The sequence below is a fragment of the Polaromonas sp. P1_E11 genome (assembly GCF_056405995.1).
In genome coordinates this window covers 820,517-836,422 of sequence record NZ_JBFUBA010000001.1, presented here as the reverse complement: position 1 = coordinate 836,422, position 15,906 = coordinate 820,517, and the positions used below count along the sequence as shown (strand labels likewise).

Below are 15,906 nucleotides of genomic sequence, written 5' to 3'. Positions count from 1 at the left end.
CGGTTGCGCCCAGGCGCGGCGTGTCGTTCCAGCCCGCAAGAAAACCTGCCGGGCAGCCCGTAAAACTACTTTTCGGGCCGCCGGCAGCCCGTTTTCTGGCATTGTTTTTTCATTTTTACCAAAGTAATCCTGATGGCTCAGTACGTATTTACTATGAACAAGGTCGGCAAAATCGTGCCGCCCAAGCGCCATATCCTCAAAGAGGTGTCGCTCAGTTTCTTCCCGGGCGCCAAGATCGGCGTGCTGGGCACCAACGGTTCCGGCAAGTCCACGCTGCTCAAGATCATGGCTGGCCTGGATACGGAAATCGAGGGCGAAGCCACTCCCATGCCGGGTCTGAACATCGGCTACCTGCCGCAGGAACCCAAGCTCGACCCCGAGCACACGGTGCGTGAAAGCGTGGAAGCCGGCATGGGCGCGGTATTCGCGGCCAAGGCCCAGCTCGAAGCTGTGTACACGGCTTACGGGGAGCCCGATGCCGACTTCGATGCGTTGGCCGCCGAGCAGGCCCGCCTGGAAGCCATCATCGCGACCGCCGGCACCGATTCCGAGCACCAGCTTGAAATCGCCGCCGACGCGCTGCGGCTTCCGCCCTGGGACGCCAAGATCGGCGTGCTCTCGGGCGGCGAAAAACGCCGCGTGGCCCTGTGCAGCCTGCTGTTGTCCCGGCCCGACATGCTGCTGCTTGACGAACCCACCAATCACCTGGACGCCGAATCGGTGGACTGGCTGGAGCAGTTCCTGCAGCGCTTTTCGGGCACCGTGGTGGCCATCACCCACGACCGCTACTTCCTGGACAACGCCGCCGAGTGGATCCTGGAGCTGGACCGCGGCCACGGAATCCCCTGGAAGGGCAACTACAGCAGCTGGCTGGACCAGAAGGGCGAGCGCCTGGCGCAGGAGCAAAAGGGCGAGGAAGCCCGCGCCAAGGCCCTGAAGAAAGAACTTGAGTGGTCACGCCAGAACCCCAAGGCGCGCCAGGCCAAGAGCAAGTCGCGCCTGGCCCGTTTTGAAGAGCTTTCCGATTTCGAATACCAGCAGCGTAACGAAACCCAGGAAATCTTCATACCTGTGGCCGAGCGCCTGGGCAATGAAGTCATCGAATTCAAGAATGTCAGCAAATCCTTCGGCGACCGCCTGCTGATCGACAACCTCAGCTTCCAGGTGCCCGCAGGTGCCATCGTCGGCATCATCGGCCCCAACGGCGCAGGCAAGTCCACGTTGTTCAAGCTGATCGCCGGCAAGGAAACGCCGGACAGCGGTGAAGTTGCCATCGGCAAGACCGCGCGCATGGCTTTCGTCGACCAGCACCGCGATGATCTGGCCAATGAAAAAACCGTCTGGGAAGACATCTCGGGCGGCCTGGACATGCTGACCGTCGGCAAGTTCACCATGCCCAGCCGCGCCTATGCAGGCCGCTTCAACTTCAACGGTGCCGACCAGCAAAAACGCGTCGGCATGCTGTCGGGCGGAGAGCGCGGGCGCCTGCACCTGGCCAAGACCCTGATCGCGGGCGGCAACGTGCTGATGCTTGATGAACCCTCGAACGATCTGGATGTGGAAACCCTGCGCGCGCTCGAAGACGCGTTGCTGGAATTCGCCGGCTCCGTGCTGGTGATCAGCCATGACCGCTGGTTCCTGGACCGCATCGCCACCCACATCCTGGCCGCCGAAGGCGACAGCCAGTGGACCTTCTTCAACGGTAACTACCAGGAGTACGAAGCCGACAAGAAGAAGCGCTTGGGTGAAGAGGGCGCCAAACCGAAGCGCGTGCGCTTCAAGGCACTGCACTAAGCTCGGGGAACTTGGCCATGACAGACCAGGAGGTCCTGGAAAAAACCCGTCACTGGCTCGAAAAAGCCGTGATCGGGCTCAACCTGTGCCCGTTCGCCAAGGCGGTCTACGTCAAGAACCAGGTGCGGCTGGTGGTAAGCCATGCGAAACACGCGGATGGCCTGCTCGAAGAACTGGATCGCGAACTGGATCTGCTGGCGGCTACGCCGGCCGAAGAAGTCGACACCACGCTGCTGATTCACCCCACGCTGTTTGACGATTTCCTGGACTTCAACGATTTCCTGGAAATCGCCGAAGGCGTGGTGGATGAGCATGGCCTCGAAGGCGTGATCCAGCTGGCCAGTTTTCACCCGCAGTTCCAGTTCGATGGCACCGCGCCCGACGACATTGGCAACTACACGAACCGCGCGCCCTTTGCCATCCTGCATTTGCTGCGTGAGGAAAGCGTGGCACGGGCCGTGGAGGCGTTTCCCGAGGCTGAGGCCATCTTTGAGCAGAACATCGCGACACTAGAAAAGCTGGGCCACACGGGCTGGAAGGCGCTGGGCCTTTAGCGCCGCGGGCATCGGCTCTACCTGGGCAAATGCTGCTTGAGCACCTCCTGCAGCTGCGCGAAGTTAAAGGGCTTGGTTACGTAGCCGCTGGCACCCAGGCGCAAGGCTTCCTCCAGCCGCTCTGACTCCGCGCTGGCCGACAGGAATACAAAGGGCACCTGTTTGAGGGCAGGTTCCGATTGCAGCGCGGCCAGAACTTCCATGCCGTTCATCAGCGGCATCATCACATCGCAAAAAATCAGGTCCGGTTGCTGCTCTCTGGCAACTTGCAGGCCGGCATGGCCGTCGGCCGCTGCCAGGCCTTCGTGGCCCTCCAGCCGGACAAAGCGCAGCAGGTTGTCCCGGATATGGGATTCATCTTCAATCACCAGAATGCGCGCCATTTTTCTTTCGCATTGAAGGCCCCGCATTTCGTCGTTGGCGGGGCTGATTTCCCTGAACCAGCTAGCAGGCTCTGTCGCAGTGCCGGGCTGGTGCCCATCTTATAGCCTTACCCCGGTTTCCCCAATCTGCCCGGTGCGCGGGCAAGTTTGGCCAGGTTCCGCGACTCAGATCGTGACGGTAAAGCGCGTGCCCTGGCCCACGACGCTGGTTACGTTGATGTGGCCGCCGTGCAGGTCAACCGAATTTTTGACGATGGCCAGCCCCAGGCCCGTGCCCTGGATTTCGCCGACATTGCTGGCCCGATGGAACCATTCGAAGAGGTGGGGAAGCTCTTCGGCCGGAATGCCTATACCCTGGTCCGCCACCTCAAAGGCCACACGTCCCTCTGACGAAAACACACGGAAAGAGACTTTTCCGCCTTGCGGCGAATACTTGATGGCGTTGGACAGCAGGTTGCCGAAGATATGGCGCAGCAGCTTTTCATCAAAAAGCCCGGCCTCCGGCCGCGCCTCGAATTCCAGGGCCAGCTCGCAGCCCGCCTCTGAATGCTGGATGCGCGCATCCTCCACAAGGTTTTGGCAAAGCAGTTGCAGATTGATCTCCGCCGGCTGGAACGCCAGCATTTGCGCTTCCACCTTGCCCAGCAGCAGCACGCGGTCCAGCATCTGGGTCATGCGCTGCACGCCGGTTTCTATGGTGGCTATGACGTCGGCTTTTTCGGGCTCGGGCAGGCGGTCGCCGTAGTGCTTGAGGAGTTCGGCGGACGACAGGATGAAGGCCAGCGGCGTCCGGAATTCGTGTGAGGCCACCGAGATGAAGCGCGACTTCATGTCATTGAGCTCGGTCTGCCGCTGCAGGGTCTGGCGCTGCGTCAGCTCGGCCTGCAGGCGGGCCGTGGCGTCCACCACGAAGATGAGCGTCGCCTCGCGCTTGCCCCATTCGATCTGCACGGCGGAAAGCTCCAGCGAGCGTACTTCGCCGGTCTGGGTGATCACGCGAAAGCCGTACATCGAATCCACCTCGTCGCCGCGCAACCGGCGTTCGTGGCGATCGCGCATGACCGGCAGGTCGTCGGGGTGAACGGTCGCCGTATAGGGCTGGGACAGCAGGTACTCCCGAGGGTGGCCCACGATGCGCTCCAGACTGGGGTTGGCAAATACCATGCGGCCGTCCTGCACCACCACCACGCCGACACCGACGTTTTCAATCACCGTGCGGTAGCGCTCTTCCGATTTACGCAATTCATCCAGCGCCTGATAGCGTTCAATCGCACTGCTGACGTGGTTGGCGACAAAGGAGAGGATATCGGCGTCCGAGTCGCTGTAGGCCACGCCCGGCTCATAGCCCTGCACCGCGAGTACGCCGCCAATGGCGCCGCGTATGTGCATGGGCACGCCCAGCCAGGAACTGAACGTCATGTCGCCACTGCCTTCCGTCACGTCACCAGCGGCTTCCAGTACCTTGAGGCGCATGGTGTCAATAATTTGCGGCTTGCCGGTACTCAGGACAAATTCGGTCAGGCCCCTGCGGTACGGCACATTGCTCAGTTGCAACGCATCGCCATCGCGCTCATCCACGTAATAGGGGAAATCTTTTCGGTGTTTCTGCGCGTCGTACAGGCACACATAGCAGTTTTTGGCATACAGCAGCTCTCCCAGCAAGCCGTGAACCGACTGCAGGAAATCGTAGAAAGAGAGATCTGCGGCCGCCCGCTCGGCAATGCGGTAGAAGACCCGTTGCAGGGTTTCAGCTTTTTTTTGCTCCTGTGCCTCGGCCTGTAGCTCGCGGGTTCGCTGTTCCAGCCACAGGCTGGCGGAGGTTTCCTGCTTCTGCTTTTCAAGCTGCAAATTCCGGTAGTCGGCCTCCAACGCCCAGTATTGCTGTTGCAGCTGCTTGAGCTGGAGTTGCAGGTCGGCGTCGGACGGCATGGCGCGGCTTTCGTGCTTCGTAGAAGGTGGCTGCCGTGATGGCTGCGCCTGGGTTTCATTATGCGGCTTTGGTGGGGGCGCACACACGCATGTATCGTGGCGTTTTCCCTGTGGCCAGCTTCATTTTTTTCCCGGCTTCCATGGATGCTCGGAGGCGCTCGGCCTGAAAAAGCCGCACGCATACCATGGTGTTTTCCGCACCGCTGACGTTCAGCCCTTTACCTTTGTAGCCAGCCAGCGCGTGGCCAACTGCACCCAGTAAGTGCCACCCAGCGGAATGAGGTCATCGTTGAAATCGTAGCTCGGGTTGTGCAGCGTGCAGGGCCCTTCGCCATGGCCCATTTCGCGGTGTGCGCCGTCGCCGTTGGAGATAAAACAGTAGGCGCCGGGCTTAGCCTGCAACATGTAGGCGAAATCCTCAGCGCCCATGGTGGGCTCCTGCGCCAGCACATTGGCCGGCCCGACGATGTCGCCCATCACCTGCCGTGCAAAATCGGCTTCGGCAGGGCTATTGACGGTAGGCGGGTAGTTGCGCGTGAACCTGAACTCGCAGCGCGCCTCAAAGGCAGCGCAGGTATGCTCGGCAACCTCTTTCATGCGCTTTTCGATCAGGTCCAGCACCTCGATGCTGAAGGTGCGCACCGTGCCCTGCAGTTCGCAGAAGTCGGGCACCACGTTGGTCGCCTCACCCGCGTGGATCATGGTTACCGAGATGACGCCTGCGTCCACCGGCTTCTTGTTGCGGCTGATGATGGTCTGGAAGCCCTGCACCATCTGGCAGGCCACTGGCACCGGGTCTATACCGTTGTGCGGCATGGCGGCATGGCTGCCTTTGCCGCGTATGGTGATCCTGAATTCGTTGCTCGAAGCCATCACCGGCCCCCCGCTGACGGCGAATGTGCCTACAGGCGCACCTGGCCAGTTGTGCATGCCGAAGACCGCTTCCATCGGGAACTTCTCGAACAGGCCGTCCTTGATCATCTCGCGTGCGCCCCCGCCGCCTTCTTCGGCCGGCTGGAAGATCAGGTAGACCGTGCCTTCAAAGTCGCGGTTTTTGGCGAGGTGATGCGCCGCAGCCAGCAACATTGCGGTATGGCCGTCATGGCCGCAGGCGTGCATCTTTCCGGCGTGTTTGCTCGCGTGGGAAAACTTGTTGAACTCCTGCATTGGAAGCGCGTCCATGTCGGCGCGAAGGCCCACTGCACGGCCGCAAGCGCCGCCGTCGTGTCCGTGCACGATACCCACCACGCCCGTGGTTCCCATGCCGCGATGAACAGGGATGCCCCACGATTCAAGTTTTTGGGCCACTACGTCCGCAGTGCGTACTTCCTGAAAGCAGAGCTCAGGATGTGCATGGATGTCCCGTCGAAGGGCGGCGATTTCGGCAGTTTCTGCCAGGATGGAGTCAATGATTTTCATGACAATTTTCCTTAAAAAAACATGTTAACCAGACCGGGCCGGTCGTGCAGGAATTCAAATTCGACCCTCTTCAACGGCATGGCATGCCACACGCATGTGGTTCACGGCAAGGAGTTGCGGCAGTTCGTTGCTGCAACGTGCATTGGCATGCGGGCACCGCGGATGGAAGGCGCAGCCGCTGGGCGGGTTCAGCGGGTTGGGCACTTCACCCGACACTGGCGTGCGGGCCCGGCCGGTGTCGTGCATCTTGGGGATGGCATCCAGCAGCATGCGTGTGTAGGGATGGCGCGGTGTGTCGAACAGGCTGTGCTTGTCGGCCATCTCGACCAGGCGGCCCAGGTACATCACACCGACCCGGTCGCTCACGTGGCGCACCACTGCGAGGTTGTGCGAGATGAACAGGTAAGTCAGGCCGCGTTTTCGCTGCAGGTCTTTCATGATGTTGAGCACCTGTGCCTGCACGCTCACGTCCAGCGCAGAGGTCGGCTCGTCGCAGACCAGGAACTCGGGCTCCGTGGCCAGCGCGCGTGCGATCGAGATGCGCTGGCGCTGCCCGCCCGAGAATTGATGCGGATACTTGGGCATGTCCAGCGCAGACAGGCCCACCGACCTCAGTAGTTCGTCCACGCGTTCCTTGAGTGCTGCACTGTCACTCAGGATGCCATGCTCGTGCAATGGTTCGGCGATGATGTCTTCCACCGTCCAGCGCGGGTTCAGGCTGGCATAGGGGTCCTGAAAAATCATCTGGATGCGTCTGCGCAATTGCCGGCCTTGGGGTGTCTTGAAAGCGGCATGCGCATCCTGGCCGTCAAAGGTCAATCCACCGCGCGTCGGTTCATAGAGACCTACCAGCAGGCGGGCTACGGTGCTTTTGCCACAGCCTGATTCGCCCACCAGTGCCAGCGTCTTGCCTCTTTCGATGTCGAAGCTCACGCCGTCCACGGCTTTAAGCAGCAGCCTGGGCTTGCGCTCGAGCACCCGGTTCAACCAGGGTGGCGACACATCGAAGGTTTTCGCAAGGTCGTGGGCTTGGACTAACGCTCCCACGCTTGTCGCTTCGCGTATTTCGCTGCCCCCCGAGGGGGCCGATTTTCCTTGGGGCGGCCCGGCGGAAAATTCTCCTGCGCTGACTTGGGACGTGCTCAAAATGTCGCTCATGCCGCCACCCCGGCGTGCGTGTCATGCAGCCAGCAGGCCGCCCGCGTGGCACCGGCCGGCATCAGGTCGGGCCGCTCCTGGCGACAGCGGTCGAAGGCTTTTGGGCAGCGCGGGTTGAAGGCGCAGCCCCGGGGAATGGCGTTCAGGCGAGGCATGGCACCATCGATCTGGTAGAGGCGCTCACGCTCCACGGTGATGTCGGGGATCGCGGCCATCAGGCCCGCCGTATAGGGGTGCGAGGGGTGGTTGATCACCTGGTGCACCGGGCCTATCTCGGCGATCCGCCCGGCATACATCACGGCCACACGGTCGCAGGTTTCGGCGATCACGCCCATGTCGTGGGTGATCAGCATGACGGCGGCGCCGCGCTGCCTGCAGATGTTTTTGAGCAGGGTGATGATTTGTGCCTGGATCGATACGTCAAGGGCGGTGGTCGGTTCGTCGGCCACGATGAGCTTGGGCTCGGCTGCCAGGGCCAGGGCGATCACCACGCGCTGGCGCATGCCGCCCGAGAACTGGTGTGGGTAGTGGTCTATGCGCTGTGCGGCGGCGGGAATGCCGGTGTCATCCAGCAGTTCGATGGCGCGCGCCCGGGCTTCCTGCGCGCTGACAGGCAAATGCGCCTGGATGGTTTCCACCAACTGCCGGCCTATGGTGTAGAGCGGATTGAGGGAGGTTAGCGGGTCCTGGAAGATCGCACCTATCTTGCGCCCCCGGATATGGCGCATGCGCTCATGAGGCAGGTTGTCGATGCGCTCACCCTCGAGCAGGATCTGGCCGCCCGCCACGCGCCCGGGCGGCTCCAGCAGGCCGATGATGGCTGCGCCGGTCAAGGACTTGCCCGCGCCCGATTCACCAACCACGCCAAGAATTTCTCCGGGTGCGATGTCAAACGTGATGTCGTCCAGTGCACGCAGCGTGCCACGCCGGCCGGGAAACTCGACCACCAGGTTCTTGATTTGTAAAAGACTCATTGACGGTTCAGCTCACGAAGTGAGCGATGAGTAAGGTTTTTCTGCCGGGCCGCCCCAAGGAAAAATGCGCTCCCTCTGGGGCAGCGTAGTACACGAAGTGACAAGCGTGGGGGCATTCATTTTTCGGCCTACCTTAGACGGGGATTGAGGGCATCACGCAACCAGTCACCAAGCAGGTTCACGCTCAGCGCAATCAATACCAGCATCAGGCCCGGAAACACGGTGATCCACCACTCGCCCGAGAACAGGTAATCGTTGCCGACGCGGATCAGCGTACCCAGCGAGGGTGAGGTGGGCGGCGCGCCCACGCCCAGGAAAGAGAGGGTGGCTTCAGTGATGATGGCAGTCGCCACCTGGATGGTGGCAAGCACCAGCACCGGCCCCATCACATTGGGCAGCACATGGCGCCGCATGATGCGCAGGGGCGTGACACCGGTGACGCGTGCGGCCTGTACATATTCCTTGCTGCGTTCCACCATGGTGGAGCCGCGCACGGTACGCGCGTATTGCACCCAGCCCGACTGCCCCATCGAAATAGACAGAATCAGCACGCCCATGGCGAGGAGCTGGCTTGCATCCGGGAACACCGCGCGGCCCACACCGGCGATCAGCAGCGCGACCAGGATGGGTGGAAAAGACGACATCACATCGCATACGCGCATCAGGGCCGAGTCGATCCAGCCGCCGCGAAAGCCTGCCAGCAAGCCCAGCGACACGCCGGCCAGCATGGACAGGATGACAGAGGCCACTCCCACGACCAGCGAGATGCGCGCGCCATACATCAGCGCCGACAAAATGTCGCGCCCCTGATCGTCGGTGCCCAGCAGGTATTTCGAACTGCCCTGCGCGCTCCAGGCCGGCGGCAGGCGCGCATCGCTGAGCTCCAGCGTGCTCAGGTTGAACGGATCGTGCGGGGCCACCCAGCCCGCAAACACCGAGCAAAAAATGCAGACCAGCGCAATGGCAGCCGCCACCATCGCAACCGGCGAGGTGCGAAAGCTGTGGCCCACATCGCTGTCAAACCAGCGCGCAAGAGTTTTTGTCATCAAAAGAAAGAGCAATCCATACAACCAAAGACGAGCAAAGCGAGACCTGTGCCAGCAACAGCGCGGAACCGGCTTTGCCGGGCCGCTGCTGTTGTCCCCTGCAGGGGAGAGGCCGTTACGCGAAGCGAAAAGGCAACAGGGGGGAGGTTACCTTCAGCGCGGAACCGGCTTTGCCGGGCCGCTGCTGTTGTCCCCTGTGGGGGCTACGCGAAGCGAGAAGGCGACAGGGGGGGCTACTTCTTTACAGTCATCCACTTGAAGAACATGAAGTTGTCGGCCAGCTGAACCAGCTCGACCTTTTTGTTCATGCCCCAGGCCAGCGACTGCTGGTGCAGCGGTATGTGGCCGACGTCGGCTCCGTGGATGTCGAACGCTTCTTTAATCATGGCATTGCGCTTGGCCTTGTCGGTTTCGGACTGAACCTTTTTGGTCAGCTCGTCAACTTTCGGGTTGCAATACGCGCCCAGGTTGAACTGGCCGGTGCCTTTGTCGTCGACACAGGCGACCAGGGCATTCAGTGCGTTGTGGGCGTCATAGGTGCCGGGTGTCCAGCCCAGCATGTAAAAGCTGGTGTCGCGGCGCAAAATCTTGGGGAAATAGGTGCCTTTGGTTTCAGCCTGGAGGTTGATCTTGACGTTGATGCGCGAAAGATTGGCGGCCACAGCCTGGCAAATCCGGCTGTCGTTCACATAACGGTCATTCGGGCAGTTCATGGACACTTCAAAGCCGCTCGCATAGCCGGCATCTGCCATCAACTTTTTGGCCGCTTCTGGGTCATAAGGCAAGCGCTTGTTCTGGTCGGCCTGGAAGCCGTTGATGCCGGGGCCGATCAGCAACGCCGTCGGGTTGGAGCCGCCGCGCATCACGGTTTTCTTGATGCCTTCGATGTCGATTGCCTGGTAGAAGGCCTGGCGCACGCGTTTGTCCTTGAACGGATTTTTGCCCTTCACGCTGGAATACAGGAGCTCGTCGCGTTTTTGGTCCATGCCCAGGAAAATGGTGCGCAGCTCTGGTCCGGCCAGAACACGGGTTGCGGCGTTGCTGTTGACGCGGTCAATATCCTGCACCGGCACGGGCTCCATCACGTCGACTTCACCGGACAGCAAGGCTGCCACGCGCGTGGCGTCGTTGCCGATGGGCGTGTAGATCACTTCCTGAACGTTGCCTTCAATCTTGCCCCAATAGGTGCCGTTGCGGACAAAGGTGGTGCGCACATTGGGTTGACGCTCCCGTACCCGGTAAGGGCCGGTGCCGTTGGCACGGAAGGACGCGGCGTTTTCAATGCCTTTACGGCGGTCCACCGGTTTGGTCGCCTGGTTGGTTTCGCACCATTTCTTGCTCATGATGTAAACCAGCGACAGCACTTCGGGCAGGATGGGGAAGGGCGTCTTGGTCTCGATCTCCACCGCGTAGTCGTTGACCTTGCGCACCTCCTTGAGGTCGTTGGTGTAGCTCTTCATGTCGGAGCCGTCAGCCTGTGTGCGGTTAATGCTGAACACCACGTCATCGGCGGTGAACGGGGTTCCGTCATGAAACTGCACGCCCTTGCGCAGCTCAAAGCGCCACACATTGGGTGAGGTCTGTTTCCAGGAGGTTGCCAGGCCTGGTGCCAGGCTCAGGTCCTTGTTGCGAATGACCAGCCCTTCGAACGCATTGCCCGTCACGCTGAGCTGCAGCGACTCATTGAATGAGTGTGGATCCATGGACAGCGCGTCGCCCTGGTTGGCGACCCGCAGGGTTTGCGCCGAGGCGGCAAAACTGGCGGCGGCGAGGGTGCACAGCACGGCAGCTGAAAGCAGGTTGGGCTTGAATTTCATCAGGAACTCCTTATGGAAGCTGGGAAGGGATGAGGACGTCGCGGGGTTAAAACGGGGCGTAAAAGTACGACTAGTGGGCGGAATTGCCGATGCGCAACCTGGGGTCCACTGCAAAGTAGAGCAGGTCGACGACCAGGTTGATGACCACAAAAATCAGCGCAATCAGGCACAGGTAAGCGGCCATGACGGGGATGTCGGCAAAAGTCACTGCCTGGATGAACAGCAGGCCCATGCCAGGCCACTGAAACACGGTTTCGGTGATGATGGCAAAGGCGATCAGCCCGCCCAGTTGAAGGCCGGTGATGGTCATCACCGGGACCAGCGTGTTGCGCAAGGCATGGCCGAAATGGATGGCCCGGTCGGGCAGGCCGCGGGCCCGCGCGAACTTGATGTAGTCGGTGCGCAATACCTCCAGCATTTCGGCGCGCACCAGCCGCATGATCAACGTGAGCTGAAAGACTGCCAGCGTCACGGCCGGCAGGACGATGTGGTGCCAGCCATCGGCCTTGAAGAGGCCTGTGCTCCACCAGCCGATCTGCACCGTCTCGCCACGGCCAAAGCTCGGGAACCAGCCCAGGCCCACGGCGAACACCAGGATCAGCAGGATGCCGATCAGGAAAGTGGGCAGGGAAACACCCAGCAGGGACACCGTCATGAACACCTGGCTCAGGAACGAGCCGCGGCGCAGCGCCGAATAGACCCCCATCGGGATACCGATGAGAAGGGCCAAAAGGGCCGCCACCAGCGCCAGCTCCAGCGTGGCGGGGAAGCGTTCGGAAATCAGGCGCGACACCTTGGCGCCCTGCCGCAGGCTCAGGCCGAATTCGCCCTGCGCGGCGTTGACCAGGAAATGCCAGAACTGAACGATAAACGGCCGGTCCAGGCCCAGGTCGGTACGCAGCTGCCTGATCTGCGCGGGTGTAGCGTCCTGCCCCAGAAGAAACACCACCGGGTCGCCGACATACTGAAAGAGCATGAAGGCAATCAAGGCGACCACGACCATCACGATCACGGCCTGGATCAGGCGGCGCAGAATAAAAGCAAGCATCGGCCAAAGAAAAAGTGTCGGACGATACTAGCAGAGCAACAGTCGTGCCGACACAGGGGTTTACTTTAGGGTTAAAGAAATTCGCAATCTGCGTCAATCTACTGTGACCCGCCCCAAATCGGCGCTTCCGGCTTTTTTGGGGGGCTGCGTCAGGCTTTATTTCAGTGCGGTGCCGCGGGGGCTTTGCACGGCAGGGACTGGATTTTTTTGGGGGGCAGTTGGGTCAGGCAGTCCGGCGTTTGGCCCTCAAAGCCGTTGCAGTTTTTTGCGCACCAGGTGGATGTTGCTGCGCAGCGCATACAACTCGTCGGTGTAAGACAGGGGAACGGTGATTTTTTCGGCGCGGCTTTCCAGGCTGTTGAGTTCTTCCAGCAAGGCCGCGTTGCCGCTGTTTTCCCCGGAGCTTTCCACGCGGTTTTCGATGTCGCGCAGCTGGCCGTACCAGCGGAAGATGCGTGAACGCACACGAAAGGCGTACAGCGGCGGGATGATGCGCGACAGCGGCAGCATGATGGCGATGATGATCCCCATCGCCAGCCACATCCGCTCGACCAGGTTGGCCACCCAGAAGGGCAGGTAGCGCTGCAGTACGGGGGTGCCGTTCTTGATGGCGCGCTCGGCCTCCTTGGCAATGGGCAATTCGCTGTTGTCACGGTTCGGGTATTCGCGGGCGCTTTTGAACCAGCCGGCCCCGCCATGGATGTCGTTGCCGGCCTGGGCGAGCAGCTGCTGCAGCGCGGGGTGGGTACCGGAGCGCGTGATCAGTGAGGTGGTGGACGCGACCAGCCGTACGTCATCGGGCGGAATATTGCCCGCCAGATCCACCACGCCGCGTGGCAGGCGGGTCGGCGTCAAAAATGCAAAGCGCCGCGAATAGGCTTCGCTCTGGGCGAAATTCATGAGTTTCACGCCGGGGGTTTGCAGCAGCATCTGCACCATCAGCGACTCCGGGGCAGAGGCGAAAACAATCGCGTCCAGCTCGCCGCCCAGAAAGGCCACGGTCGCGGGCGTCTGCTCCAACCTCGAGACTTTCATCGTAGCGGGGTCGATGCGGTTGCTGTCGAACAGTTTCGCCATCAGGCTGGGAACGCCGCTGCCTGGCGTGCCCAGGTTGACACGCAGGCCCTGCAATTGCGTGAGCGATGTGAGGCTGGCGTCTTCACCCGTGTCCGCGGAGTCTGCCTTTGGGGCGAGTCGGCTGCCTGGCGCCTTCGCCGCCCGTGCTGCGGCAGCTACTTTGCGCGCCGCATCCTCCCGGTAGAACAACCAGAGCGGCTCCACAAACAGGCTGCCCAGCGACGACAGGTCTTCTTCATCCTGGGCGCTGTAGTCGCTGGTGCCGCCCTGGACAAAACCGACGTCCACCTTGCCTTCCCGCAGCAGCTGCAGGTTGGCGGCTGAGCCTTCCGAGGGTACCAGGACCACATCGATCCCCTCCGACGCCAGCGCTTTGGCGTAGCGCTTGCCGAATTCTTCGTAAGCGCTTTGCGCCGGGCCGGTCGCCAAGGTCACCCGCTTGGGCGGGTTCGGGTCCAGCCACCAATAGGCCAATACCAGCAGCGCCGCCGCCAGCAGGATGAACGGGCCGGCGGAGACCCACAGATCGCGCAGGGACAACAGGGTATAGCGAATGGTCTTAGGCATGCGCCGAACCATAGCATGAGGCCGCTGCCGGCCTGCAGGCAAAGTTTGTCCATTGGTAAAAATGGCCTGCAGGCCAATAAGGACGGGCGCAAGCAGCTATCAAAATGAGAGTAACCCGGCGACCGATCCAGCAGGCCTTTTATTTGCCTTATTTGCCGGGTTCAATGGACATGACGGTGAAGGCCCCGTTGATCCTGTCCACCGTGAAACTGACTTTGTCCCCGGCTTTCACGGTTTCCAGCATGGCGGGGTCCTTGACATGGAACACCATGGTCATGCCGGGCATGTCCAGGTTCTTGATCTCACCGTGTTTGAGGGTGATCTTGCCGGCCTCCTTGTCGACTTTGCGGACTTCGCCTTCAGTCAGCGGCAAGGCCGCCTGCGCCAGAGCGAGTGACATTGCCAGTGCAGCAGAGAGGGCTGCCCCTATACGGTTAAAACATTTCATGGGAATCCTTTCAGGTGCGGTGGTAGCTTTGGTAAATGCGGGTGCTGCCATCGCGGTGAACCAGCAGCACGTCATATGGGTCCTTGCGTCCGCCATAAAGCGGTGCATCCATGCCGGGCGACCCCACCGGCATCCCGGGAACGGCCAGGCCCACGGCCCGTGGGCTTTCCTTGAGCAGGCGGTAGATCTCGCGGGCCGGCACATGGCCTTCCAGTGCGTAGCGCTTGCCGGCCAGGCTGACTTCAGCGGTATGGCAGGAGCCGAGCTTTTCCGGGATGCCGAGCCGGGTCCGCGCCGCCGTGTTGCCGCTGTCGTGAATGCGAACCTGGAACCCGTTGGCCTGCAGGTGCTCCACCCAGTCCTTGCAGCAGCCGCAGTCAGGGTCTTTCCAGACTTCGACGGGTACTTGGGTCTGGGCCCACAGTGCCGGGGTGAGGGCTGAAGCGCTTGCAAGCGCGGCTGTCGCCTGGATGAGCTGTCGTCTTTGCATCATGTGCACTCCTTGTGTGAACGGATCAGCGGGCCGCAACAGTGATCTTGCCCACCATGCCTGCCTGGTAGTGGCCGGCGATCAGGCAGGCGAAATCGAATTCACCGGTGCGGTTGAATGTCCAGACCAGTCCACCCGACTTGCCCGCCGGCACATGCGCCATGTAGGGCTCGTCATGCTCCATGCCTGGAAACTTCACCATCATCGCCGCGTGCTCGTCGAGATCCTTTTGGGTCCCGATCACCAGTTCATGCAAAAGTTTGCCGCGGTTCCTGATTTCAAAACGCACGGTTTCGCCCTGCTTGAATGAGAGCTTGTCGGGTGTGAACCGCATGTTGTCGTCCATGACCAGCGTGACGGTGCGTGTGGTCGCGCTGGCGTCGCCCGCAATGCCCCATGGCTTTTGCTCTTTCGCCACTGGGGTTGCCTTGGGACTATGGGCGGCATCGCCATGGGCGAAGGCCGGTGCAGCAGAGACTGCCAGAACGGAGGCAAGAGCGGCGACAAAAAAGGAGGTTTTGAGGAACGGGACAAGCGGTTTCATGGTGTAGTCCTTGCGAATGAAAGTTAAAGGGTCGAAGTTCAAGGGGTCAAGTTCAAAGTCAAATCAATGTTGATGCCCGGGATGCCCGGCCGCCGCGTCCGGCGCATCGCTGTAGCCGCGCAAATCCGCGTAAAGGTTTATCTGCTGCGGTGTCAATAAACCGGCCTGTTGCAAGTGCGTATGCAAGTGCGAGGCACGCAACTGGGCTTGAAGCAGGCCAATCTGCCGGGTCAGGGCATCAACCTGTGCCGTGTTCACCTGCCTGCCGGCAAAGGCGCTGTCCAGGTCACGCTCGGCCTCCACCAGCCTGGCGCCCAGCGCGCGGGCCTCGGCCTTGTGCTGGTTCATCAGTGCTTCGCTGGCCTGCTTTTGCGCGGCGCTCAGCGCCAGCGGGCCGGCCAGTTCCAGCACGTGCATGGGCCCCGGGTAACCGTTCAGTTCGGCCGCCTTGGCTTGTTCCATGCCTTTGCCGGCCAGAAGGTCAGCGGTTTGCGCCGCCGACAGGGCTTTAATGCCGCGCGCCTGCTGGCCCGCGTAAGGACTTGCTGCGGGGTTTTCACCCCTTGTCTGGCCGTGCTGGGCAAACAGGGCTGTAGCGCTCGACAGCAAAGTGCAAGCAGCTATCAATTTAAGAGCGTTTTGGGTTTTCATGGTGTTC

At 61.5% G+C, this 15,906-nt stretch carries 15 protein-coding genes; 2 read left to right on the top strand and 13 right to left on the bottom strand.

The window, feature by feature from the left end; all coding sequences use genetic code 11:
• The first annotated feature begins 132 nt into the window (after positions 1 to 132).
• Together ettA and AC1D11_RS04200 are read left to right on the top strand one after the other, a co-directional pair.
• Positions 133 to 1,794 (top strand): energy-dependent translational throttle protein EttA, encoded by a 1,662-nt coding sequence (gene ettA, locus AC1D11_RS04205; protein WP_457279253.1) that lies wholly within the window; start codon positions 133 to 135, stop codon positions 1,792 to 1,794.
• Positions 1,795 to 1,811: 17 nt separating this feature from the next.
• Positions 1,812 to 2,348, top strand: a complete 537-nt coding sequence (locus AC1D11_RS04200; RefSeq protein ID WP_477647399.1) for a DUF1415 domain-containing protein — start codon at positions 1,812 to 1,814, stop codon at positions 2,346 to 2,348.
• A gap of 17 nt (positions 2,349 to 2,365) precedes the next feature.
• Here AC1D11_RS04200 and AC1D11_RS04195 read toward each other — a convergent pair whose 3' ends face one another.
• The 13 genes from AC1D11_RS04195 to AC1D11_RS04135 all read right to left on the bottom strand — a co-directional run bounded on the left by AC1D11_RS04195 (position 2,366) and on the right by AC1D11_RS04135 (position 15,899).
• Entirely contained in the window at positions 2,366 to 2,731 is a 366-nt protein-coding gene (locus AC1D11_RS04195) for a response regulator (RefSeq protein ID WP_477647400.1), read from the bottom strand.
• 165 nt (positions 2,732 to 2,896) lie between these two features.
• On the bottom strand, positions 2,897 to 4,660 hold the full coding sequence (locus AC1D11_RS04190; RefSeq protein ID WP_477647401.1) for a sensor histidine kinase: 1,764 nt from the start codon (positions 4,658 to 4,660) through the stop codon (positions 2,897 to 2,899).
• Positions 4,661 to 4,870: 210 nt separating this feature from the next.
• The gene (locus AC1D11_RS04185) at positions 4,871 to 6,079 is read right to left on the bottom strand and encodes a M20 aminoacylase family protein (protein WP_477647402.1); all 1,209 of its coding nucleotides are present in this window, start codon (positions 6,077 to 6,079) and stop codon (positions 4,871 to 4,873) included.
• Between the two features lie 54 nt (positions 6,080 to 6,133).
• Positions 6,134 to 7,126: an ABC transporter ATP-binding protein gene (locus AC1D11_RS04180; RefSeq protein ID WP_477647403.1), complete on the bottom strand. Its 993-nt coding sequence runs from the start codon at positions 7,124 to 7,126 to the stop codon at positions 6,134 to 6,136.
• Between the two features lie 107 nt (positions 7,127 to 7,233).
• A complete protein-coding gene (locus AC1D11_RS04175; protein WP_477647404.1) occupies positions 7,234 to 8,211 on the bottom strand; it encodes an ABC transporter ATP-binding protein in 978 nt (325 codons plus the stop codon).
• Between the two features lie 128 nt (positions 8,212 to 8,339).
• Complete coding sequence (locus AC1D11_RS04170; protein ID WP_477647405.1) at positions 8,340 to 9,257, bottom strand: ABC transporter permease; 918 nt, start codon at positions 9,255 to 9,257, stop codon at positions 8,340 to 8,342.
• A gap of 233 nt (positions 9,258 to 9,490) precedes the next feature.
• On the bottom strand, positions 9,491 to 11,074 hold the full coding sequence (locus tag AC1D11_RS04165; protein WP_477647406.1) for an ABC transporter substrate-binding protein: 1,584 nt from the start codon (positions 11,072 to 11,074) through the stop codon (positions 9,491 to 9,493).
• A 70-nt stretch (positions 11,075 to 11,144) separates the two neighbouring features.
• Positions 11,145 to 12,122: an ABC transporter permease gene (locus tag AC1D11_RS04160; protein WP_477647407.1), complete on the bottom strand. Its 978-nt coding sequence runs from the start codon at positions 12,120 to 12,122 to the stop codon at positions 11,145 to 11,147.
• Positions 12,123 to 12,368: 246 nt separating this feature from the next.
• Positions 12,369 to 13,766 carry a TAXI family TRAP transporter solute-binding subunit gene (locus tag AC1D11_RS04155; RefSeq protein ID WP_477647408.1) on the bottom strand — a complete coding sequence of 466 codons (1,398 nt, stop codon included), beginning with the start codon at positions 13,764 to 13,766 and terminating at the stop codon, positions 12,369 to 12,371.
• A gap of 148 nt (positions 13,767 to 13,914) precedes the next feature.
• Positions 13,915 to 14,166, bottom strand: a complete 252-nt coding sequence (locus AC1D11_RS04150; protein ID WP_477651163.1) for a copper-binding protein — start codon at positions 14,164 to 14,166, stop codon at positions 13,915 to 13,917.
• Positions 14,167 to 14,224: 58 nt separating this feature from the next.
• Complete coding sequence (locus AC1D11_RS04145; protein ID WP_477647410.1) at positions 14,225 to 14,707, bottom strand: DUF411 domain-containing protein; 483 nt, start codon at positions 14,705 to 14,707, stop codon at positions 14,225 to 14,227.
• Positions 14,708 to 14,729: 22 nt separating this feature from the next.
• Positions 14,730 to 15,248, bottom strand: coding sequence for a cupredoxin domain-containing protein (locus AC1D11_RS04140; RefSeq protein ID WP_477647411.1), 519 nt, complete (start codon positions 15,246 to 15,248; stop codon positions 14,730 to 14,732).
• Positions 15,249 to 15,311: 63 nt separating this feature from the next.
• Positions 15,312 to 15,899: a Spy/CpxP family protein refolding chaperone gene (locus AC1D11_RS04135; protein ID WP_477647412.1), complete on the bottom strand. Its 588-nt coding sequence runs from the start codon at positions 15,897 to 15,899 to the stop codon at positions 15,312 to 15,314.
• Between the last annotated feature and the right edge of the window lie 7 nt (positions 15,900 to 15,906).

Coding starts and splice junctions, on each gene's coding strand:
- AC1D11_RS04150 (WP_477651163.1), bottom strand. CDS start 14,166: ATGTCACTCGCTCTGGCGCAGGCGGCCTTGCCGCTGACTGAAGGCGAA.
- AC1D11_RS04160 (WP_477647407.1), bottom strand. CDS start 12,122: ATGCTTGCTTTTATTCTGCGCCGCCTGATCCAGGCCGTGATCGTGATG.
- AC1D11_RS04170 (WP_477647405.1), bottom strand. CDS start 9,257: ATGACAAAAACTCTTGCGCGCTGGTTTGACAGCGATGTGGGCCACAGC.
- AC1D11_RS04135 (WP_477647412.1), bottom strand. CDS start 15,899: ATGAAAACCCAAAACGCTCTTAAATTGATAGCTGCTTGCACTTTGCTG.
- AC1D11_RS04140 (WP_477647411.1), bottom strand. CDS start 15,248: ATGAAACCGCTTGTCCCGTTCCTCAAAACCTCCTTTTTTGTCGCCGCT.
- ettA (WP_457279253.1), top strand. CDS start 133: ATGGCTCAGTACGTATTTACTATGAACAAGGTCGGCAAAATCGTGCCG.
- AC1D11_RS04190 (WP_477647401.1), bottom strand. CDS start 4,660: ATGCCGTCCGACGCCGACCTGCAACTCCAGCTCAAGCAGCTGCAACAG.
- AC1D11_RS04165 (WP_477647406.1), bottom strand. CDS start 11,074: ATGAAATTCAAGCCCAACCTGCTTTCAGCTGCCGTGCTGTGCACCCTC.
- AC1D11_RS04155 (WP_477647408.1), bottom strand. CDS start 13,766: ATGCCTAAGACCATTCGCTATACCCTGTTGTCCCTGCGCGATCTGTGG.
- AC1D11_RS04200 (WP_477647399.1), top strand. CDS start 1,812: ATGACAGACCAGGAGGTCCTGGAAAAAACCCGTCACTGGCTCGAAAAA.
- AC1D11_RS04185 (WP_477647402.1), bottom strand. CDS start 6,079: ATGAAAATCATTGACTCCATCCTGGCAGAAACTGCCGAAATCGCCGCC.
- AC1D11_RS04195 (WP_477647400.1), bottom strand. CDS start 2,731: ATGGCGCGCATTCTGGTGATTGAAGATGAATCCCATATCCGGGACAAC.
- AC1D11_RS04175 (WP_477647404.1), bottom strand. CDS start 8,211: ATGAGTCTTTTACAAATCAAGAACCTGGTGGTCGAGTTTCCCGGCCGG.
- AC1D11_RS04145 (WP_477647410.1), bottom strand. CDS start 14,707: ATGATGCAAAGACGACAGCTCATCCAGGCGACAGCCGCGCTTGCAAGC.